This window comes from Nocardia sp. NPDC019323, from assembly GCF_044389845.1.
GTDB lineage: Bacteria > Actinomycetota > Actinomycetes > Mycobacteriales > Mycobacteriaceae > Nocardia > Nocardia implantans.
In genome coordinates, this window is record NZ_JBIRYN010000006.1 from 164565 (window position 1) to 185858 (window position 21294).

Annotated in this window: 20 protein-coding genes; 4 read left to right on the forward strand and 16 right to left on the reverse strand. The window is 68.6% G+C overall.

Annotated features, from left to right (window positions below):
• Window positions 1–9 precede the first annotated feature (9 nt).
• Together ACH49X_RS22895 and ACH49X_RS22900 are read right to left on the reverse strand one after the other, a co-directional pair.
• Window positions 10–621, reverse strand: coding sequence for a TetR family transcriptional regulator (locus ACH49X_RS22895; protein ID WP_195080497.1), 612 nt, complete (start codon window positions 619–621; stop codon window positions 10–12).
• The gene (locus tag ACH49X_RS22900; RefSeq protein WP_195080496.1) at window positions 611–2125 is read right to left on the reverse strand and encodes an MFS transporter; all 1515 of its coding nucleotides are present in this window, start codon (window positions 2123–2125) and stop codon (window positions 611–613) included. Before ACH49X_RS22900 ends, ACH49X_RS22895 begins: the two co-directional genes overlap by 11 nt.
• 120 nt (window positions 2126–2245) lie before the next feature.
• On the opposite strand from ACH49X_RS22900, the gene ACH49X_RS22905 reads away from it, so the two are divergent.
• Window positions 2246–3547, forward strand: a complete 1302-nt coding sequence (locus ACH49X_RS22905) for a D-alanyl-D-alanine carboxypeptidase family protein (protein WP_357208749.1) — start codon at window positions 2246–2248, stop codon at window positions 3545–3547.
• 4 nt (window positions 3548–3551) lie between these two features.
• Here the strand turns inward: ACH49X_RS22905 and yhjD are convergent, their stop codons facing one another.
• The 3 genes from yhjD to ACH49X_RS22920 form a co-directional block, all read right to left on the reverse strand.
• Entirely contained in the window at window positions 3552–4571 is a 1020-nt protein-coding gene (gene yhjD / locus ACH49X_RS22910; RefSeq protein ID WP_195080634.1) for an inner membrane protein YhjD, read from the reverse strand.
• Window positions 4572–4655: 84 nt separating this feature from the next.
• A complete protein-coding gene (gene trpS / locus ACH49X_RS22915; RefSeq protein WP_357208748.1) occupies window positions 4656–5687 on the reverse strand; it encodes a tryptophan--tRNA ligase in 1032 nt (343 codons plus the stop codon).
• 21 nt (window positions 5688–5708) lie between these two features.
• Window positions 5709–6641, reverse strand: a complete 933-nt coding sequence (locus ACH49X_RS22920) for an oxygenase MpaB family protein (RefSeq protein WP_357208747.1) — start codon at window positions 6639–6641, stop codon at window positions 5709–5711.
• A 229-nt stretch (window positions 6642–6870) separates the two neighbouring features.
• On the opposite strand from ACH49X_RS22920, the gene ACH49X_RS22925 reads away from it, so the two are divergent.
• Window positions 6871–7506, forward strand: a complete 636-nt coding sequence (locus ACH49X_RS22925; RefSeq protein WP_323124648.1) for a TetR/AcrR family transcriptional regulator — start codon at window positions 6871–6873, stop codon at window positions 7504–7506.
• A gap of 9 nt (window positions 7507–7515) precedes the next feature.
• Here the strand turns inward: ACH49X_RS22925 and ACH49X_RS22930 are convergent, their stop codons facing one another.
• The 3 genes from ACH49X_RS22930 to ACH49X_RS22940 are packed head-to-tail and all read right to left on the reverse strand — an operon-like array spanning window position 7516 to window position 9253.
• A complete protein-coding gene (locus tag ACH49X_RS22930) occupies window positions 7516–8010 on the reverse strand; it encodes a barstar family protein (protein WP_357112791.1) in 495 nt (164 codons plus the stop codon).
• Window positions 8010–8498, reverse strand: a complete 489-nt coding sequence (locus ACH49X_RS22935) for a ribonuclease domain-containing protein (RefSeq protein ID WP_357112788.1) — start codon at window positions 8496–8498, stop codon at window positions 8010–8012. The genes ACH49X_RS22930 and ACH49X_RS22935 overlap by 1 nt, the downstream gene beginning before the upstream one ends.
• Window positions 8495–9253 carry an exodeoxyribonuclease III gene (locus ACH49X_RS22940; protein ID WP_397070779.1) on the reverse strand — a complete coding sequence of 253 codons (759 nt, stop codon included), beginning with the start codon at window positions 9251–9253 and terminating at the stop codon, window positions 8495–8497. The genes ACH49X_RS22935 and ACH49X_RS22940 overlap by 4 nt, the downstream gene beginning before the upstream one ends.
• An 80-nt stretch (window positions 9254–9333) precedes the next feature.
• Here ACH49X_RS22940 and ACH49X_RS22945 point away from each other — a divergent pair, with 80 nt between their 5' ends.
• Complete coding sequence (locus tag ACH49X_RS22945; RefSeq protein ID WP_323124649.1) at window positions 9334–10224, forward strand: alpha/beta hydrolase; 891 nt, start codon at window positions 9334–9336, stop codon at window positions 10222–10224.
• 426 nt (window positions 10225–10650) lie between these two features.
• On the opposite strand, the gene ACH49X_RS22950 is transcribed toward ACH49X_RS22945, so the two are convergent.
• The 5 genes from ACH49X_RS22950 to ACH49X_RS22970 all read right to left on the reverse strand — a co-directional run bounded on the left by ACH49X_RS22950 (window position 10651) and on the right by ACH49X_RS22970 (window position 15647).
• Window positions 10651–11895 carry an acyl-CoA dehydrogenase family protein gene (locus ACH49X_RS22950; protein ID WP_195080488.1) on the reverse strand — a complete coding sequence of 415 codons (1245 nt, stop codon included), beginning with the start codon at window positions 11893–11895 and terminating at the stop codon, window positions 10651–10653.
• A gap of 26 nt (window positions 11896–11921) precedes the next feature.
• Entirely contained in the window at window positions 11922–12797 is an 876-nt protein-coding gene (locus ACH49X_RS22955) for an SDR family oxidoreductase (RefSeq protein ID WP_195080487.1), read from the reverse strand.
• A 67-nt stretch (window positions 12798–12864) separates the two neighbouring features.
• The gene (locus ACH49X_RS22960; protein ID WP_195080486.1) at window positions 12865–13740 is read right to left on the reverse strand and encodes a MaoC/PaaZ C-terminal domain-containing protein; all 876 of its coding nucleotides are present in this window, start codon (window positions 13738–13740) and stop codon (window positions 12865–12867) included.
• Between the two features lie 218 nt (window positions 13741–13958).
• A complete protein-coding gene (locus tag ACH49X_RS22965; RefSeq protein WP_195080485.1) occupies window positions 13959–14396 on the reverse strand; it encodes an SRPBCC family protein in 438 nt (145 codons plus the stop codon).
• Between the two features lie 33 nt (window positions 14397–14429).
• Window positions 14430–15647: a lipid-transfer protein gene (locus ACH49X_RS22970; RefSeq protein WP_195080484.1), complete on the reverse strand. Its 1218-nt coding sequence runs from the start codon at window positions 15645–15647 to the stop codon at window positions 14430–14432.
• A 344-nt stretch (window positions 15648–15991) separates the two neighbouring features.
• On the opposite strand from ACH49X_RS22970, the gene ACH49X_RS22975 reads away from it, so the two are divergent.
• The gene (locus ACH49X_RS22975) at window positions 15992–16573 is read left to right on the forward strand and encodes a TetR/AcrR family transcriptional regulator (protein WP_195080632.1); all 582 of its coding nucleotides are present in this window, start codon (window positions 15992–15994) and stop codon (window positions 16571–16573) included.
• A 113-nt stretch (window positions 16574–16686) separates the two neighbouring features.
• Here the strand turns inward: ACH49X_RS22975 and ACH49X_RS22980 are convergent, their stop codons facing one another.
• The 3 genes from ACH49X_RS22980 to ACH49X_RS22990 form a co-directional block, all read right to left on the reverse strand.
• Complete coding sequence (locus ACH49X_RS22980; RefSeq protein ID WP_357106762.1) at window positions 16687–17826, reverse strand: MFS transporter; 1140 nt, start codon at window positions 17824–17826, stop codon at window positions 16687–16689.
• 355 nt (window positions 17827–18181) lie between these two features.
• Window positions 18182–19399: an NADP-dependent isocitrate dehydrogenase gene (locus ACH49X_RS22985; protein ID WP_039795772.1), complete on the reverse strand. Its 1218-nt coding sequence runs from the start codon at window positions 19397–19399 to the stop codon at window positions 18182–18184.
• 354 nt (window positions 19400–19753) lie between these two features.
• Complete coding sequence (locus ACH49X_RS22990; RefSeq protein WP_357208744.1) at window positions 19754–21289, reverse strand: MFS transporter; 1536 nt, start codon at window positions 21287–21289, stop codon at window positions 19754–19756.
• Between the last annotated feature and the right edge of the window lie 5 nt (window positions 21290–21294).

The following is a 21294-nucleotide window of genomic DNA, read 5'->3' on the forward strand; positions in this document are numbered from 1 at the left end:
ATCGAGATGTCAGGACTCGCGCCTCGGTCCGAGCGGCATGCCCGCGTCCAGGAAATCCAATGTGCGAGTGATGTTCTCGACGTTCAAGGGCGTCATCGTCGCCATGGCGAGTGCCGCGCCCGCCATCGCGCCCGCCGCCACCCGCACCTCGAAGTCGTCGGCGGGCCTGCCGAGATGGTCGGCAAGCAGGCCCGCGATGAGGTCGATGCTGCGAATGATCTCCAAGCCGATGGCCGACCGCAGCTCCGGCACGTGATAGAGCAGCGCCTGCCGCTCCTGCTCGAACGCCAGCTCGGCGGCGGGCAGATTACCGAAGACTTCGAGCACCGCGTTGCGGAAGGCCGCCATCGGTCCGATGTCACGCGGCTGACGCCGCAGCGCTTCGATCATCGCCGGATCGAGATCGTCCGCGAGCACCAGCTGTTCCTTGGACGGGAAGTAGCGGAAGAAGGTGCTCGGCGAGACATCGGCGGCCGCGGCGATCTGCTCGATCGTCGTCTCGTTGTAACCCTGCTCGCGGAACAGCCGGAAAGCCTCGACGCGGATCGTCCGGCGGGTCCGTTCCTTCTTCCGCTCGCGCAGACCCTGCGCCGTCCCGTTCGCGGGTAGCTCAACCGACATGAATCGATTCTGCCGCACCCGGCTCCGGCGACCGGGCCGGTTGCCGCGTGCGCACCGATGTCGCCGTGAGCACCGCCGCCAGCACGCACAGCGCGGCGCAGGTCCACAGCATCGCGCTCATGCCGCCGAGGAAGGCCACCTGCACCTGGTGCAGCATCGACGGATCACCCAGCTTGCGGGCGGTGGCGACACCCGCGTTCACGCCGTCGGCGATCGGTTCGCGGTCGAGCTCACCCAGGTCCGCCCGGTACCGGGTGGACAGCACGGTGCCCAGCACCGCTACGCCGATGGTGCCACCGGCCTGGCGCAGCGCCTGCAACAGCGCGGAACCGGAGCCGGAGCGTTCGGCGTCCAGGTCACCCATCGCCATGCCCATGGCCGCGGGCATCACCAATCCCATGCCGGCGCCCAGCAGGGTCAGCCACAGCGCGGCGAAGCCGTAGCCGCTGTCCACCGTGGTCAGCGCGCCCAGCGCCAGCGAGCCGGCCAGCAGGGCGAAACCGGCGGCCACCACCACGCGCACGCCGAGTTTCGGCAGCACTCTGTCGACCAGCCTGCTGCCGACCAGCAAACCGCCGATCAACGGAAGCAGCCGAAGGCCGCTGCCGAGCGCGTCCACGCCGAGCACCGCCTGGAAGTACTGCGGAACGGTGAAGAACATGCCGAACATGGCGAAGTTCACCACGATGGAAAAAGCTGTGCCCCAGCGGAATCCGTCGGCGGCGAAGAGACCGAGATCGATCAGCGGATGCGCGGTCCTGCGCTGCCACAGCAGGAAGGCGGCCAGCAGCAGCACACCGGCCGCGACGATCGCCCAGGCCGGGCCGTCGCCCCAGCCTTTCTCACCGATCCGGATGAAGCCGTAGGTGAGTCCGAGCATGCCCGCCGCGGACAGCGCGACGCCGGGCAGATCGATCCGGAAGCGCTGCGCGCTGCGCGACTCGGGCACCAGCGCGGCGACGGCGCACGCGCCGATCACGACCATCGGCACGTTGATCAGGAACACCGAACCCCACCAGAAATTGCGCAGCAGCCAGCCGCCGACGATCGGGCCCAGCGGCAGGCCGATCGCGGTCGAGGTGATCCAGATGGTGAGCGCCCGCTGCAGTTCGGCGGGTTCGGGGAACAGCGCGGGCAGCACCGACATCGACAGCGGCATCATCGCCGCCGCGGCGATGCCGAGCACCACGCGCGCCGCGATGAGTTCGCCGGGCGAGCCGGCCACGGCGCACGCGATGGACGCCACACCGAACAGCGCCAGGGCGGCGAGCAGGAACTTCTTGCGGCCGTAGCGGTCGCCGAGCGCGCCCGCGGGCAGCATCACGGCGGCCAGCGCCAGCGTGTAGGCGCTGCTGAACCATTGCAGCGCGGCGGTATTCGCGTTCAGGTCGACGGCGAGCGTCGGCAGCGCCACGGTCAGCACTGTGACATCGAGCCCGATGGTCAACATCGCCACGGCCAGCGCGCCGAGGGCGAGCCAGCGACGGGCCGAGTCGGTCTTCATGACGCCTCCAAAAATGATAGCTACAGTAATTTGATAGTAGCTTTCATTTAGCAGTGACTGTCAATACCGCCGCGGGGACGGCATGCTCGATCACCGGATCGCTCGCTAGGCTCATCGGCGATGAAGATCACTCGCCGTGCCTTGCTCTGCGTAGGCGCCGTGCTCGCCGTCGCCGCGCTCGGAGCGACAGCCGCGCCGTCCGTCGCAGCGCCGAGCACCACCACGCCGTTCACCACCCCGAACACCGACGGGTGCCCGCAGAAGACCTCGCCGCCGGCGCCGATCGACACCTCCGAGGTGCCCGCGCCAGGACAGCCGGCTCCACCGCCGCTCCCGATTCCTTCCCCGCCGATCGGGGGCGCGCGCCTCGGCGAGTGCGGAGTCGTGCTTCCCAAGAACGCGCCGCCCGCTCCACAGGACATTTCGGCGACGGCGTGGCTGGTGGCGGACCTGGACACCGGAGAAGTGCTGGCCGCGAAGGACCCGCACGGCCGCTACCGTCCCGCGAGCACGATCAAGGTGCTGCTGGCCACGCTGGCGCTGCGCACGTTGAATCTCGACAAAGTGGTCATCGGCACGCAGGCCGACGCCGACGCCGACGGCACAAGGGTCGGCATCGGGCCCGGCGGCCGCTACACCAACCGGCAGCTCATGCAGGCCCTGATCATGGCTTCGGGCAACGACGCGGCACATGCCATCGCCGCGCAACTCGGCGGCGACGCCGCGACGGTCGCCAAGATGAACGACCTGGCGAAATCGTTGCGCGCCATGGACACTCGCGCGGCCACCCCCTCCGGACTCGACGGCCCCGGCATGAGCACCTCGGCCTACGACCTCGCCGTGCTGTTCCGCGAGGCGATGACCATCCCGCTGTTCGCCGAGCTGATCCACACCGAGCAGGTCGACTTCCCCGGCTACCCCGCCGACCCCTCGATTCCCGGTGACACCGACCGTCCCGGCTACCCGATCGGCAACGACAACCAGCTGCTCTACAACTACGACGGCGCCCTCGGCGGCAAGACCGGCTTCACCGACGACGCGCGCCAGACCTTCGTCGCCGCCGCCCAGCGGGGCGGCCGCAGGCTCGCCGTCACCCTTCTCAAGGCCGACGTGCAACCGGTGCGGCCGTGGGAGCAGGCCGCTCGCCTGCTCGACTACGGGTTCGCGCTACCCCGCGGCGCCGTGATCGGCAACCTGCCCGGCGCGGTGGTGCCCCAGCGTGACCAGAGCGGAGTCACCCTGGCCGCGCCGCCGACGCCGGACTCCGGGCCGGCCACGGCATCGGCGCCGGGAAGCGATCCGTCCGCCATGCCGCACACCGGGGATCACCGCACCGGCGCGCGAACCGTGCTGATCATCGGCGGCGTCCTGGTGGTCGCCGCTCTGCTGCTAGGGGCACGGCGCGCGGCCCGGCGGCGCTGACCGATCAGCGCCTGCGCAGACCGGAAAGGGCAAGAGCCGCAAGCGCTCCCGCGCCGAAGAAGGCGGCGCCCACCCCCATCGATACGTCACGCGCACCGACCCGCGGCGCGATCACGGCCGGTCCCGGCGCGGGGACCTCCGCCTCCGGCTCGTTCTCCGCGGCGGTGGCGGCCCATGCGGTGGCGAACAGGACGATGCGGTAGGTGACGTAGCTGAACACCATCAGGCCGATGATCGAGCCGAAGGTGGCGCCCGCCGGACTGCTGAGCACCGATTGCAGATAGATCGAAGCGACGATCTTGAACACCTCGAAGACCAGCGCGGCCAAGCCGGCCGCTCTGGCGGCACTGGCCAGCGTCACCGGTTCCCGGGGCAACCGTGCGATGGCCCACGCGAACACCGCCCAGGAGGCGAGGAATCCGAGCGCGATCGACGCCAGCGACAGCAACACGCCCGCACCGGGCAGGTCGCCGAGGCCGAGGTCGTCGAGCAGCTGGCTGCCCAGCGAACTCGACGCCAGCGCCGACAACCCGAGCGAGACGGTGAACGCGAGACCGAGACCGATCAACGCGCCGAGATCGGACAGCTTGGTCATCAGCCAGTTACCGTCCGGGGACTTCTGATCCCATTGCTCGGTGAGCGCGGCGCGCAGGTTGGCCATCCAGCCGAGCCCGCTGTAGACGCCGGTGACCAGGCCGAGCACGCCGACTGTGCGCCGGGATTGGACCGCCTGATCGATCAGGTCGTTGAGCTGGGTGCCGAACGAGCCGGGGATGTTCTCGACGATCTTGCCGCGCAATTCGTCCAGCAGTTCCGGATTGTTGTACAAGACCACGCCCGCGACCGCGAAAGCGACCATGAGCAGCGGAAACAACGACAACACGGTGAAATACGTAATGCCTGCCGCGTAGTAGTCACCCCGTTGCCGCTGATAGCGCCCCGCAGCGCGGACCAGATGGTCCAGCCACGGTTTCGCCTGAATCCGGCGTTCGATCCCGGCTTTGACGTTGTCGATCACCTGCACCATTCGCCCCTTCGGCCGAGAGACCCCGCACCGGTGATACCCGGTCGAGCGGGCGACAACCGCCCGGCGAAGGAGAGCAGCCGCTCAGCGACGCAGCAGACCGACCCGGTCGTAGACCTGTGCGAGGGTGTTGCCTGCGATCTCTCGCGCGCGCTCCGCGCCTGCGGCGAGTACGCGGTCGAGTTCACCTTGATCCGACATGTACTCTTGCACCTTCGCCCGCAACGGCGTGACAAATTCCACCAGCGCGTCGGCCACATCGGCTTTCAGCTCGCCGTAACCCTTACCCTCGAAATCCTTTTCCAGGGTGACGATCGGTGCACCGGTCAGCGAACTCAGGATCACCAGCAGGTTGCTGACGCCCGGCTTTCGCTCCGGGTCGTAGCGGATCTCGCGTTCGGTGTCGGTGACCGCGGATTTCACCTTCTTCGCGGTGACCTTCGGGTCGTCGAGCAGGTTGATCAGGCCCGCGTCGGTGGAGGCCGACTTGCTCATCTTCGCGGTCGGGTCCTGCAGGTCGTAGATCTTCGCCGTGCCTTTGACGATGTGCGCCTCCGGCACCACGAACGTCTTCTTGAACCGAGTGTTGAAGCGCTGGGCCAGGTTCCGGGTCAGTTCCAGGTGCTGACGCTGGTCCTCGCCGACGGGTACCTGATGGGCGCGGTAGAGCAGGATGTCCGCGGCCATCAGCACCGGGTAGGTGAACAGGCCGACGGTCGCGTTCTCCGCGCCCTGCTTCACCGACTTGTCCTTGAACTGGGTCATCCGGCTGGCCTCGCCGAAACCGGTGATGCAGCTGAGCACCCAGGCCAGTTCGGCGTGCTCGGACACCTGGCTCTGCACGAACAGGGTCGACTTCTTCGGATCGATGCCGAGCGCGAGCAGCTGGGCGGCGGCGGCCTTGGTGCGCAGCCGCAGCTCCTTGGGCTCCTGCGGCACCGTGATCGCGTGCAGATCCGGAATGAAGTACAGCGCGTCGTAGTCGTCCTGCATGGTCACCCAGTACTGCAGCGCGCCAAGGTAGTTCCCGAGATGGAACGAGGAGCTGGTCGGCTGGATCCCGGACAGAACCCGCTGTTTGCGTTCGGCGGCCGGGCTGGGCGCAGGACTGGACATACCCCGATCTTCGCATGCGGCTCAAGCCGAATTTCGCTGCACCCAGTTGCGCGGGTCCACTCCTGGCATGCTCGGCCGCCCCCTGCTGACCAGTTCGTGTTCCCGCTGGGACAGCATCTTGTAGACCGGCGCGCTGGGCCCGGCGAGCGTGCCGCGCAGCATCGGGGGCACCAGCGGAACCGACACGTGCGCGGCGCGCACCGCCCGGGACAGTCCCTGGTAGGCCACCTCCTCCGCCACACCCCAGCGCATCCCGTACATCCGGCGGATGCGTGCCGGCAGACTGCCCTGCACCAGCAGGTAGAACGCGGAGGTGACCTGCTGCAACGGCACGCCCTGCGTGTAGGGGACGCGCTGTCCGGCCAGGTAGGAGCCGACCAGCCGCGCCTCGTCGGTGAGGAACAGTTCGTCGGAGGCGAGGTAGCCGTCGAAGAAGGCCCGGAACTCGGGGTAGCTCGCCGGCGCGGCGTCCACGGGCATGCCGAACAGCTCGCCCCAGCGCACGTAGTCCTGGTAGAGCCCTTCGCGCTCGCCGTCGGTCATGGTGCGCACCAGCAGGTCGTACATCACCTCGGCCGAGTCGAACGTGAAGGCCATCGTCATGAACATCAGGTGCGGATCGAGCGCGGAGTACTCGGTGCCCGCCGGGTGGTGGGCACCGGCGTCCTCCGGCAGCGCCCCACGCACCTTGACGTGCCGTTTCCTGGTGAACGCCAGCGCGCGATCGGCCTCGGCCTTGCTGCCGAGGAACACCGCTTCGAACAGACGGCCGGTCAGCGCCAGCCGGGTGTAGGGCGTCATGCGGTGCTCGGTGTTCTCGGCCGTGCCGACGTAGAGCAGCGGATCGACCGCGCCGATCACCAGAGCCCGCACACCGTAGGTCAGCCCCACCGCCCGCTTGGTCATCACCCGCCGGACCATCGAGTGGTCACTGAAATAGCCGGGCTCGGACATGACCGCCTCCTCGTCGAGAACATCTGGCAATAGCATCCACCAGAACGACGAATTCTGGCAATAGCTGTGTCCAAATTGCTGTGTTCGGCCGCGACTGCGTGGCGGCGTGTTCGCATGCTCGGTCTCAGTGGCCGAGTACCAAGCGCTACCCGACCGCCGCATACGCCGGGGAACCGGCGTGCGCGACGATCGGGGGCACCGGCTTCGGCGTACCTGTAAGAATCGGAGGGTGACGGCGCAACGGACCTATGGGGGTGTTTCCGCCGAGGAGCGCCGGGCGCAGCGGCGTGCGGCGTTGCTGGAGGCCGCGCTCGAGATCATCGGCACGGAAGGGCTGGGGAAGCTGACCGTGTCGGGGTTGTGCGCGCGGGCCGGCCTCAACGAGCGGTACTACTACGAGAACTTCGACAGTCGCGACGCCGTGCTCACCGCCCTGATCGACGGGATCGCCACGGAACTGGCCGCGGCCATCCTCGCCGCCGTCCGCACCGCCGCCACGGACACGCGCGCGACCGCGCACGCCGCGATCACCGCGGGCGTGCACCTGCTCACCGACGACCCGCGCAAGGCGAAAGCGGCCCTGATCGCGGGCATGGCGACGCCGGAACTACGGACCCGAACCACCGAGACGGTGCGAGCGTTCGCGCGGATGGTGGCCACGGAGGGCACGGACTTCTATCGGATGTCCGACTCGGCACCGGCCGCGGTGGTCGACTTCCGGGCGCTGTACCTGGTCGGGGGCCTGGTGCAGACGCTGACCGCCTGGCTGCACGGCGACCTGGACCTCACCCGCGAGGAGTTGATCGAGCAGACCGTCGACGTGTTCGTCCTGCTCGGCGAGGACCTGGCCGAGAAACTGCGGTAACAGCCCCGATCACAGGCGCAGGGACACGTCTTCCAAATCGGGCGCGTCGCCTTGCAGCACCACCCGGAAGAGCACGTCCCGCCGCGACCAGTAGGCCGCGCAGTCGCGCATGGCCTCGGCGAACCAGTCGCGCTCGATCGGCTCCTCGGCGAGCAATCCGGCCGAATCACGCACCACGGCAACGTATCCGGCCCCTTCGCCGAGAAAATCGTCCAGGTCGCGCAGGCATTCGTCGAACGCGTCCTTGTTCTCGCCGAAGTAGTACGGGAACTGGAACGCGGCGGCGAACTCGTCGAAGAGCCGGGCGGTGGTGGGCATCTTCGCGCCGCGCAACTCGCGCACCAGGTATCCGGAGGGCGCCTTGTCCCGCACCCCGCTGAAATCGGCGGCGTCGACGGCGAGGGTGCCGAAGGTGACGCGCGGCGGGGCGAGTTCGGGGCTGGGCGGCGCGTCGTCGGCGTCGGGGCGGGCAAGGAACTGCGACAGCGTGACGGTCTTTGTCATCAGCGCATCCTCGTGAAGGTCTTGTAGTGGTCGCCGGTGTACCAGGCCGAACCGTCGCTGCCGGTGACAATGCGTTCGGCGTCGCGGGATCGGCCGGACTGCTTGGGATTGACGTCCCATTCCTGATAGGTGATCGGTTTACCGGAGCCATCGGTGGCGGGCAGGTCGCCACCCCGGTTCATCCATCGCTCGCCCCCTTTGGTGCCGGGGGCGTTCGCCGAATCCGGCCACCGGCCCGCATCGATCTCCCGCAACGTGGCGTACGCGCGTTCCGGCACACCGGCGGCCTGGGTGACCGGCGACGCGCTGTCCCCACCGCGCGGCGCCGCGCTGGTCGGGGTGACCGTGCTCGTCGCGGCGGTGGTCGCGCGACTCGCCGGAGCGGACGTGGTGGTATCGCCACCGTCGTACAACGCGAGCACCGCGGCGAGCACCACCAAGGCCACCGCGCCGAGCAGGCCGATACCACGCTTGATCGACCGGCTCATCGGTACTGCACCGTGACGGGCGCGTGGTCGGACCAGCGCTGATCGTAGGAGGCGGCACGCTCGACCACCGCGTCCTTGGCGCGGGCGGCGAGATCACCGCGAGCGAGGTGATAGTCGATGCGCCAGCCGCTGTCGTTGTCGAACGCGCGGCCGCGGTAGGACCACCAGCTGTAGGGACCGTCGCCCTCCGGGTGCAACTGTCGCACCACGTCGACGTATCCGGCGGCCAGCAGGTCATCGATCCACGCCCGCTCCTGCGGCAGGAACCCGGCCGACTTCAGGTTGCCCTTCCAGTTCTTCAGGTCGCGCTCGGTGTGCGCGATGTTCCAGTCCCCGGCGACCACGAAATCGCCGGTCCGCGCGGTGAGATAGGCGCCGAGTTCGGCCATGAAGCGATACTTCTCGTCCTGGCGCACCGTGCCCGCGTCACCGGAGTGCACATAGACGCTGGCCACGGTGACGTCGTCGAAATCGGCCTCGAGATAGCGGCCCGCCGCCGCGAACTCGCTGCTGCCGAAGCCTACTCGGACCGCGCTGGGCGCCCGCCGGGACAGGATGCCGACACCGGCGCGGCCCTTGGACTCCGGCTCGGCGTGCGACAGCTGCCATCCCGCGTCCAGTGCGGGCGCCAGCGCGGCCGCGACCTGCTCGTCGGTGGCGCGGGTCTCCTGCACGCAGACGATGTCCGCCTCGGTGGCCGCGAGCCAGGCGAGCAAGCCCTTACCCGCGGCCGCGCGGACACCGTTCACGTTCACTGTCGAGATATACGGCACTCCACGACCGTACAATGCTGGTCAGATGAAGTCCCTTGGACACTGCCGTCCAGGAAGGGGTGATGACGATGTCGTCCGACACCTCCCAGTCCTCCTCCGCCGTCACGCGCGGATCCACCCGGGCGAAACCGCCCCAGCCGATCAAGGCATTGCACGTGGGATCCGGCGATCCCCTGCTGTTGCTGCACGGATTCATGATGTCGCCGCACTGCTGGGAGCAGACGGCGGCGCGGCTGTCGACGCACTGCGAGGTGTTCGCGCCCGCGTTCGCGGGGCACTGGGGCGGCGCGCCCACCGGAGGTCCGTCGGTCGATGTGCAGTCGCTGGCCGACCGGATCTGCGAACAGCTCGACGAACTGGGTTGGCGCACCTGCCATATCGCGGGCAACTCGCTCGGCGGGCTGGTCGGCGTCGAACTCGCGCGCCGCGGACGCGCCCGCACCTTGACCCTCATCGCGCCCGCCGGCGGCTGGCACGCGCCCTCGCTGACCCAGTGGCGGATCAACCTGAAATTCCTCTCTCTGATACCGCTCGTCCAGATCGGCAAGCGCATGGGCGGATTCGCCATCGGCAACCCGCTCGCCCAGCGGGTCGCCTTGCTCGCGTTGAGCAAGCAGGCCGCGGCGGTATCCCGGCGCGACGCCGCGGCCGCGCTCGCCGCCGCGCTGCACTGCCCGGCGATGGTGCCGATGATCCTCGGCGCGATGCGCGCGCCCGCACAGGCGGACCTGTCCACCTTGCGGACGCCGGTCCGGCTGCTGCTGTCGGAATACGACCGGGTCATCCCCAACCGCGTCTACGCACGGCGCTACCTGAAGGAACTGCCCGAGTCCGCCGACCGCATCCTGGTCAACGGCGTCGGCCACGTTCCGATGCTGGAAGCACCCGACCGCATCGCCACCCTCATCGCCGAACACGTCTACGCCAGCCGGACGCGGCTGCGGGCTGTGTAGTTTGGCCGCGCCTTCGGCGCGGCGTGTTCGCGGCCCCTGTGTGGCTCGCGTCCGAGTGACCGCCGCTGGCGACTTCGTCGCGGACACGGCGGTCACTCGGACGCGAGCCGGGCCGCGAACGGAACAGGCTCGGTCTCGCTTCGCTCGAAAGACGTAGTGGGGGTGCGCTGGGCGCGTCGGTACCGAACCCCGCGATCAGGCGCGCGCAGTCCATAGAGGCCGGTTGTCGGCTCGGCCGACCACTCGCCTGCCCCCGGGCGTTTCTCCGGGCGGCCGACGTGATCAGGCGGCAACGGCGGCCGACGAGGCCGCTCCGGCCGACCGCCGAGGCAGCGGGCAGCCGGGTCGCGACCGACAAGGCTCCGTCTCGGTCGGCTCCGAACGCGTAAGCGGGACGGTGGTACGCGACCCCGGCCGCGCGGAGAACTACTGCGCCAGAAGACCTTTCGCGATATGGGTCACCTGGATCTCGTTGCTGCCCGCGTAGATCATCAGCGACTTGGCGTCGCGGGCGAGTTGCTCCACTCGGTACTCGGTCATGTAGCCGTTGCCGCCGAACAGCTGCACCGCTTCCATGGCCACCTCGGTGGCCGCCTCGGAGGCGTACAGCTTCATCGCGGACGCCTCCGCCAGGGTCGGGGGCTTGCCAGCCCTGCCCCGCTCCAGCGTGTTGAACACCATGTTCTGCACGTTGATCCGCGCGATCTCCATTTTCGCCAGCTTCAGCTGGACCAGCTGGAATCGCCCGATCTCCTGGCCCCAGAGCTTGCGGTGCTTGGCGTAGTCCACGCACAGCCGGTGGCACTCGTTGATGATGCCCAGCGCCATGAAGGCAACGCCGACGCGTTCGGCGGTGAAGCTGGACCGCGCGCTCTCCCGGCCGTCGCCGCCCTTGTGCTCCTCGGTCTCGCCGAGCAACCGGTCCCGGCCGACGCGCACGTTGTCGAAGAACAGCTCACCCGTCGGCGAGGAGTGCAGGCCCATCTTCTTGAACGGCTTGCCCTGGGTGAGACCGGGCATGCCCTTGTCGAGCACGAAGGCGAGCACCTTGCGGTCGCGCTTGTCGCCGCCCGCGCCGTCGTCGAGCTTCGCGTAGACGATCATCACGTCGGCGTAGGGACCGTTGGTGATGAAGGTCTTCTGGCCGTTGAGCAGGTAATCCTCGCCGTCGCGCTTGACGTAGGTCTTCATGCCGCCGAACGCGTCGGAACCGGAGTCCGGTTCGGTGATCGCCCAGGACGCGACCTTCCGCATGGTGACGATGTCCTCCAGCCAGCGCTGCTTCTGCGCCAGCGTGCCCCGCGACATGATGGTGGTCGCGCCGAGGCCGATGCTCACCCCCATCGCCGAGACCAGCCCCATGCACACCCCGGACAACTCCCCGATGAGCACCGCCATCAGCGATTCCTGTCCGCCGAACGGACTCGCCCCCGAGGACTTCGGCTTCTGTTCCGCCTCCGCGGTCTCGCGCGCCGCTTCCCGCGCCAGCATCTTCTGCACGGCCTCGCCGCCCATCGCGTCGATCCCGAACTCCCGGAACAACTTCCGGATGACGGGGTACGGCGGCAGTTCCCCGCTGTCGAGCGCGTCCAGGTTCGGGCGGATCTCCCTGTCGATGAACGCCCGCACGGCATCGCGGATCATCACATCGGTCTCAGACCATTCGAACATCGTCGTTCTCCTCACATTCCCCGAGGTCAGGGCAGCCGGGCCGCGATGTCGTCGATCAGCCATGGCCCCTCGGTCTCGATGGTCTTCACATCGTGCCAACCGGCCAGCTCGGAGATCGCGCCGCCCTGCACCGCGAACACCTTGCCCGTGATCGGGCAGTCCGCGGCGGCCAGGTAGGCGACCAGCGGAGCGATATTGGCCGGGGCGAAGGCGTCGAACCCGCCCTCCGACGCCTCCGCCTCGGCCGCCAGCATCTCCCCCATGCCGGGAGTGGCGAGAGTGAGCCGGGTGCGCGCGATCGGCGCGATCGCGTTGACCCGCACGCCGTAGCGCGCGAGCTCGTCGGCGGCCACCAAGGTCAGCGCGGCGATCGCGGCCTTGGCGGCGCCGTAGTTGGCCTGGCCCGGGTTGGGCAGGGTGGTGCCCGACGCCGACGCGGTGTTGATCACGGCGGCTTTCGGCTGGTCACCCGCCTTGGACTGCTGCTTCCAGTACGCGGCGGCGTGGTGCAGCACCGCGGCGTGGCCCTTCAGATGCACGGCGATCACCGCATCCCACTGCGCCTCGTCCATGCCCGCGATGAACGCGTCCCGCAGGATGCCCGCGTTGTTCACCACGACGTCGAGGCAGCCGAACTCCGTGACCGCCTGTTCGACCAGCTTCTGCGCCCCGTCCCAGGTGGCGACGTCGTCGGTGTTGGCCACCGCTTCGCCGCCCGCGGCGACGATCTCGCGCACCACTTCCTGGGCGGGCCCGGCGTCGGTCCCCTCGCCCGCGTTGCTGCCGCCGAGATCGTTGACGACCACGGCGGCGCCTTCCTTCGCGAACAGCAATGCGTGCTCGCGGCCGATGCCGCGGCCCGCACCGGTGATGACGGCGACCCGTCCGTCCAGTACGCCCATGTGTTGTCTCCTGCATTCGTGCCGAATCCGGCGAAGTGAAGCGGCGGACATCGTGCCGCCGCGCTGGTCAGTCGGCGATCTCGGCCAGTCCGTCGCTGAGCACGACATCGTCGCCGCGCACGGTCTCGAAGGCGTAGCGGGTGACGCCGTCGGCGGATTCCGCCTTCCAGATGCGGGTCTCCAGATCGTCACCGGGGAAGACCAGCTTGGCGAATCGCACCGCGAATCGCCGGAGCCGGTGCACGTCCGACTCCGCGACCTCGGTGAGCACCGCCCAGGACGCGAACGCCATGGTGCACAGCCCGTGCGCGATGATGCCGGGCAATCCGGCGTCCTTGGCGACCTGCTCGTCCAGGTGCAGCGGCACGGGGTCGCCCGAGGCGGGCGCGTAGCGGAAGGTTTGGTCGTGGTCCACGTGCTGCGCCACGACAGCAACCGGATCCTGTTCGCGCAGCCGTTCGTCGAATTTGTGCGCCGGAGCGGCGGCACCGACCGTCCGGCCCGCGTCGATGTTGCGGAAGAAGGCGGTGAGGTACTGGTCGTTGACCGGTTCCCCCGCCTCGGTGCGGCATTCGATGCGGATGGTGATGGTCGTGCCGTTGGGGCGGCTGGTGTAGCCGATCGCCTTGGCGCGCGACACCAGCCGGTCGCCGGGACGGATCGCGCGGTGGAAGTGGAAGTCCTGCTCTCCGTGCACGACCCTGCCGAAGATGTCCATCGGCGCGACATCGATGACGGGCATCATCATGGCCTCGAAGACCGGGACGATCGCGAAGACCGGCCCGGCCACCGTACCGGCCAGGTGCGCGGCGATCGGATCGTTCGTGGCGGCGGCGTACTGCGCTATCCGGTCGGCCGTGACCTCGAAACGTTCCTCGTCCGACCACGTCTCCAAGCCGCTGTCATCGAATTCGACAGCGCGCGCACCGGTACCGGCGCTCATGCTGTTTCCTCTCCGGCACGAGCGGGGCCCTGCGTGGTTACACTCCGCTGCCGCCTCCGGGCCTGACCGCTCATGCTGTTTCCGCTCCGGCACGAGCGGGGCCCTGCGTGGTCACACTCCGCTGCCGCCTCCGGGCCTGACCGCTCATGCTGTTTCCTCTCCGGCACGAGCGGGGCCCTGCGTGGTCACACTCCGCTGCCGCCTCCGGGCCTGACCGCTCATGCCGCGGAGGCCAGGGCGTCGAGTTGGTCGAGGGAGCGGTCCAGCTGTTTGATGCCGTCCTTCTCCACCGCTTTGCCGAGCGCGCCCTTGATCAACGCGCCCTCGAAGTCGCCCGACACCAGGATGGTGCTGCCATCGCCGTTGGGCCTGATGTCGAAGGTGAACTCGGTCCGCACGCCCGCCATGCCGGTGCCGCCCAGGGTCAGTTTGTTCGGCGCGTCCACCGAGACGATGGTCCACTCCAGCTTGTTCGCCATACCGAGCATCACGATCTTCGCGACCAGCTTGGCGCCCGCGCTGAGCACAGCGGGCGGCTCCTCCATGAAGCGCTCGTGGATGGTGAACCACTTGTCCCAGCTGTGCGGGTCGGAGACGACCGCCCACAGGGCTTCGGGGGCGGCGTTGACGTCCTTGGCGGCTTCGATGTGTCCCATGTGTTGCACTCCTCGTCGAGTTCGGCGGGCCGGTCAGCGGTCGGCGCGCTGGTAGGCGGTGACGACGGCCGCGCCGCCGAGTCCGATGTTGTGTTGCAGGGCGGCGGTGACGCCGTCCACCTGCCGCTTGTCCGCCGCTCCGCGCAGCTGCCAGGTCAGCTCGGAGCACTGCGCGAGACCGGTCGCGCCGAGCGGGTGTCCTTTGGAGATCAAGCCGCCGGAGGGGTTGACCACCCATTTGCCCCCGTAGGTGGTCCGGCCGTCGTCGATCAGCCGGCCCGCTTCGCCCTCGCCGCACAGACCGAGCGCTTCGTACAGCAACAGTTCGTTGGCCGAGAAGCAGTCGTGCAGTTCGATGACCTGGAAGTCCTCCGGGCCCAGTCCGGACTGCTGGTAGACCTTCCGCGCGGCCTGGACGTTCATGTCGTAGCCGATCAGGTTCTTGGCGGTGTTGTCGAAGGTCGAGGCGAAGTCGGTGGTCATCGCCTGGCCGACGATCTCCACCGCCTGCCCGGCGAGATCGTTGGCGTCGACGAACTTCTCGCTGGCGAGGACGACCGCGCCGGACCCGTCGGAGGTCGGCGAGCACTGCAATTTGGTCAGCGGGTCGTAGATCATGCGCGAGGCGAGAATGTCTTCGAGGGTGTATTCGTCCTGGAACTGCGAATACGGGTTGTTCACCGAGTGCTTGTGGTTCTTGTGGCCGATCTTGGCGAAGTGCTCGGCGGTGGTGCCGTACTGCTTCATGTGCTCGCGCCCGGCCGCGCCGAACATCCACGGGGCCACCGGGAACAGCACCTCGGAGATCTCGGCCAGCGCCATGACGTGCTTGGCCATCGGCTGCTCGCGGTCGTCCCAGGTGGACCCGAGCGAGCCCGGCTGCATCTTCTCGAAGCCCAGCGCCAGCGTGCATTCGGCCAGCCCGCCCCGGATCGCCTGCGCCGCCAGATACAGCGCCGTGGAACCGGTGGAGCAATTGTTGTTCACGTTGACCACCGGGATTCCGGTCATGCCGAGCTCGTAGACGGCGCGTTGCCCCGAAGTGGATTCGCCGTACACATAGCCGACGTAAGCCTGTTCCACCCGGTCGTAGGCGATTCCCGCGTCCGCGAGCGCCTTGGTGCCCGATTCCCTGGCCATGTCGGGGTAGTCCCAGGCGCGGGTGGTGCCGTCGGCTTCCTCGACCGTGCGGCGGCCCGGCTTCTCGAACTTCGTCATGCCGACACCGACGACGTAGACCTTGTTCGCCATCGAACTCCTCAGATTGTGCGTACGTCGCGAGCGACGGAACGAGTGGAAACAAACATACAAGGTTGTATGTAAGTGAACAAGGGTGATGCCGGATAGCGCCGAGACAAGGCGAATAACCAGCCGATTGCGTCGCATCTGCTACATACAGTGAGACATGCTTGTTTCCTCGCTACCGGCTACATGGCGGATTACTGACCCGCAGCAGAGGTCCCCGCCTCAGGGGGCCGGCCACCCACTCGGAATGGCGGAACATACAGCACTGTATGTAAGTGTAAGATCGTGCGGTGGCCAGGAGCGTAGTCGTGAAGCAGCAGCGCCGGACGCAGGAGCAGCGCAGCACCGAGATGCGCACCCGGTTGCTGGACGCGACGGTGGACTGTCTGGTCGAGTACGGATATTCGGGCACCACCACGCCGCGGGTGGCCGAACGCGCCGGGGTGACCCGCGGGGCCCAGGTCCATCACTTCGGCTCGAAAACCGATCTGGTCGTGGCCGCGATCAGCCATCTGGCGCAGCTGCGCGCCGAGACCGCCATGCGGGAGATGTCGCGGGTCGAAGCGGGCGACGATCCGGTGGCGGCGGCGCTGGATTTCCTGTGGGACCTGCACCAGGGTCCACTGTTCATCGCGACGGTCGAACTGTGGGTGGCCGGGCGGACCGACCCGGTGCTGGCGGCGGCGATGGAGAAGGTCGAGCCGTTCGTCAACAACGCCGTCTTGCTGTCGGTGGCCCGTTTCGTGCCGGACGACGTGCGGCGCAAGGAAGCGCGCGACTTCATCTACACGGCGATGGACGCGCTGCGCGGCATCTTGATTTCGAACTTCATCGATCCGGACGACGAACGCGCCCGGCGGCGGTGGCGGCGGGCCTCGGCGCATCTGCACGAGATCGCGGGGCGGGCCCTGAGCAGCCGACCCACCGAATAGTCCGGCGCGCACCGGCCACGAGGTTGTCACGCCGCGCGATCACCCCACCGATGGAGCAGTCCCGCGGAAACGATTCCGATCCGTCACGATGCCCGCGTCGGCCGCCACCCCGGCTACCCGCGTGATCGGCGCGCCGTCCAGACCGTCAGCGCGAACAACACGACGCCGGTCGCCGCCAAGGCCGTGCCGACCACCGCCGGGGCCGTGTAACCGAGACCCGCGGCGATGACCAGACCGCCGAGCCAGGCGCCCGCCGCGTTGGCGATGTTCAGGGCGGCGTGGTTGAGGGCGGCGGCGAGGGTCTGGGCGTCGGCCGCGACGTCCATCAGACGGGTTTGCAGACCGGGCGCCAGCGCGGCTCCGGAAGCGCCGACCAGCAGCGCGCCGAAGGCCGCGGTGTACGGGTTGTGCGCGGCGGCGACGAACCCGCCGAGAATCACCGTCATCGCGAGCAGGGACATGCCGACGGCACGGTCCACGCCACGGTCGGCCAGCGCGCCGCCGACGATGTTCCCGATCACCATGCCGACGCCGAACAGCATCAAGACCAACGGAACCGCCCCGGTCCGCAGACCGGCGACGTCGGTGAGCGTGGTCGCGATGTAGGTGTAGACGGCGAACATGCCGCCGAATCCGACGGCGCCGACCAGCAACGTCAACAGCACTTGCGGACGGCGCAGCGCACCGAGTTCGGTCCGCGGATCGGTCACCGTGATGCCGGTGAGTTCGGGAACGAAGCACAGCAGCGCCGCCACCGTGGTGACACCGATCAGCGCGACGACCACGAACGCGTCGCGCCAGCCGAGATGCTGGCCGAGCCAGGTAGCTGCGGGAACGCCGACAACATTGGCGGCGCTCAACCCCAGCATAACCGCGGCAACCGCCTTGGCCCGCTGCCCTGCCGGGGCGAGAGTGGCGGCGGCCAGCGAGGCGACGCCGAAGTAAGCGCCGTGCGGCAGACCGGAGACGAATCGCGCCAAGACCAGCGTCTCGAACGAGGGCGCCAGAACGGTCGCCGCATTTCCCACGGTGAACGCGACCATGAGCGCGACGAGCAGGCGCCTGCGCGGCATCCGGGCACACAGCGCCGCGATCAGGGGCGCGCCGATCACCACACCGAGCGCGTAGGCCGACACCGCATGCCCCGCGGTCGGCTCGGAGACGCGCATGGCCGAAGCGATGTCCGGCAGCAAACCCATGGTGACGAATTCGGTCGTGCCGATCCCGAATCCGCCGAGGGCCAGCGCGAGCATGGCGGGCACGTGCCAATCGGTGCGTCCGGGCGGAGCGGAGGTGCTGGCGATCACGGGGGTGGTCACGTGTTCATGTAACCGGCCCCGGCCCGCATTCGCTTCCCCGGCGAACGTGAGTTCGCCCACCGGGAGCATGAACGACGCAGGTCAGCCCGACCACCGTGCCGCTCGGTCCTGCCGGAGTCGGAGTGAGCCGACCCAGCTGACCTGCGCCCACGACTCGGCGAATCGGCCGCGAAAACAATCCGGGCACCCGTTCCACCGATGGCGGGGCGGGTGCCCGATGTTCAGCCCGGCGCTGGGTGAGCACCCAGCGCCGGCGTCGGCCGAGCGCCGTGGCTCGGCCCGCGTGAGCTCAGCGCAGCGCGCGAGCCAGGTTGGCGTCCAGCGCGCCGAGGAACTCCTCGGTGCTCAGGTAGCCCTGGTCACCGCCGACGAGCAGCGCGAGGTCCTTGGTCATCTGGCCGCCTTCGACGGTCTTGATGACGACGTCCTCCAGGGTCTGCGCGAAGCCGATCACCTCGGGGGTGTTGTCCAGCTTGCCGCGGTGCTCGAGCCCGCGGGTCCAGGCGAAGATGGACGCGATCGGGTTGGTCGAGGTCGGCTTGCCCTGCTGGTGCTGGCGGTAGTGCCGGGTGACGGTGCCGTGCGCGGCCTCGGCCTCGCAGGTGCGGCCGTCCGGGGTCAGCAGCACCGAGGTCATCAGGCCCAGCGAGCCGAAGCCCTGCGCCACCGTGTCGGACTGCACGTCGCCGTCGTAGTTCTTGCACGCCCAGACGTAGCCGCCCTCCCACTTCATCGATGAGGCGACCATGTCGTCGATCAGCCGGTGCTCGTAGGTCAGGCCGGCGGCGTCGAACTGGCTCTTGAACTCGGCGTCGAAGATGTCTTGGAAGGTGTCTTTGAACATGCCGTCGTAGGCCTTGAGGATGGTGTTCTTCGTCGACATGTACACCGGGTAGTTCTGCTGCAGGCCGTAGTTGAACGACGCCCGCGCGAAGTCCTCGATGGACTTGCGGAAGTTGTACATGCCCATGACGACGCCGCCCTCGTCCGGCATCTTCACGACCTCGTGCACGATCGGCTCGCTGCCGTCGTCCGGGGTGAAGGTCACGGTGACGGTGCCGCCCTGGAACACCTTGAAGTCGGTGGCGCGGTACTGGTCGCCGAAGGCGTGACGGCCGATGATGATCGGCTTGGTCCAGCCAGGCACCAGGCGCGGAATGTTCGAGATGATGATCGGGGCGCGGAAGATGGTGCCACCCAGGATGTTGCGGATGGTGCCGTTGGGCGAGCGCCACATCTTCTTCAGGCCGAATTCCTTGACCCGCGCCTCGTCCGGGGTGATGGTGGCGCATTTCACACCGACGCCGTGCTTCTTGATGGCTTCGGCGGCGTCGACGGTCACCTGATCGTCGGTCTTGTCGCGGTATTCGATGCCGAGGTCGTAGTACTCGAGGTTCACGTCGAGATAGGGGTGGATCAGCTTGTCCTTGATGAACTGCCAGATGATCCGGGTCATCTCGTCGCCGTCGAGTTCTACGACGGTGCCTTCAACCTTGATCTTGGACATGGATCTTCGTGTCCTCCTAGGATGGTGCCCTCATTGCACGGCCAGGCGAACACGCTTGTGAGCGGACCCCAGCTGTTCCAACAGACAACGTATATGTCCCGCGTTGTCGGCGGGACATGTGGTGCAAACAAGACAAGCGTACTGCTGCCGAAGTCCTCACCGCACGGGCAGCCCCCGGAGTGAGCTGGACCACCTTTGTTACCGATTGGTAGGCAATGCCTTCCAGCGCCTCGGCGGGCACCCGTACCACCGCCGTCGTCGCCATGATCCGCCTTCCGTCGCGGCTCGGCAACCGTCCAGCACACAACCGGCCCGCGCGACGCCGTCACGTCGCGCGGGCCTCGTTCCAGCGGATCAGACCGCGACCGGAAGCCGCGTTCCCTCCTCCGAACCTTCGATCAGGTTCTCCGGCCGGTCCCGGATCATCAGCGCGATGATCGGGACGGCCGCGAGGAAGAACCCGGCGCCGACGTAGAAGGCCACGTCGTAGCTGCGGATCGCGGCCCGCGCGGCCAGGTTGTCGATGCCGGGGTTGTCGTGCGCGAAGGTCTTGGCGACCTGCACCGAGATGGTGGTCAACAGCGCCGTCCCGACCGCGCCGCCCACCTGCTGCGCCGCGTTCAGCAACGCGGAGGCGACGCCGGAGTCCTCTTCCTCCACCTGGTGCAGCGCTACCGTCTGCATGCCGACGAACAGCGGACCCATGCCGAGCGCGATGAGCACCTGAGCGGGCAGCACACCGGCGAGGAAGCTGTCGCCGTAGCTCAGCTGCGCCAGCAGCAGCAGGCCGATGACGCCGAGCACGGCCCCGGCCAGCATCAGCGGACGCGGGCCGAGTTTCGGCAGCAGGGCGCTGGTGACACCCGCCGAGATCGCGATGCCCGCGGGGAAGGGCAGGAACGCGAAGCCCGCCTTCAGCGCGGAGTAACCCAGCGTGATCTGGAAGTAGAAGCTCAGGAACAGGAACATCGCGAACATCGCGATCGGGATGAGCAGCGCGGCCAGGAACGCGCCGCCCCGGTTGATCTCCCCCGGGATGTGCAGCGGCAGCAGCGGGTTCGCCGAGCGCCGTTCGATCGCGACGAAGGCGACGAGCAGCGCCAGCCCGGCGACCAGCAGCGCGAGAGTGCTACCCGCCAGCCAGCCGTCGTCAGCGGCGCGGCTGAAGCCGTACACGATGGCGATCAGTCCGAGCGTCACGGTGACGGCACCGGGCACGTCGTATCCCCCGCTGCGCGGCGCAGGCACGTCCTTCGCCACCCAGGCCAGCGCACCGACCAGCGCGATCAGCGCGATCGGCGTGTTGACCAGCAGGCACCACCGCCAGGAGGCGTATTCGGTGAGCGCGCCACCCGCGATCAGGCCCAGGGCCGCGCCGCCCGCGGAGATGCCCGCGAACACACCGAACGCGGTGGCCCGCTCGCCGGGCTCGGTGAACGTCACCGACAGCAGCGAAAGCGCGGCGGGAGCAAGCAGTGCGGCGAACGCGCCCTGCAGCGCGCGTCCGGCGAACAGTTCCGCGCCGGTCTGCGCGAGACCGGCCAGCGCCGAAGCGCTCGCGAAGCCGATCAGGCCGACGATGAAGATCCGGCGCCGGCCGAGGTAGTCGGCCAGCCTGCCGCCGAGCAGCAGCAGGCCGCCGAAGATCAGCGTGTAGGCGGTGAGCATCCATTGCCGGTTGCCGTCGCTGATGTCGAGATCACGCTGCGCGAACGGCAGCGAGATGGTCACGATGGTGGCGTCCAGCACCACCATGAGCTGGGCCAATGCGATCACCGCCAGCGCGAGCCACCGCGCTGAACCGCTCGCCTTCCGCGGCGCGTGCACCGCTGTCGCCGTCTCCGTCACGGTCTTCTCCTCGTCCCTCGATGTCTCGAGCCATCCTGTCATCGAGC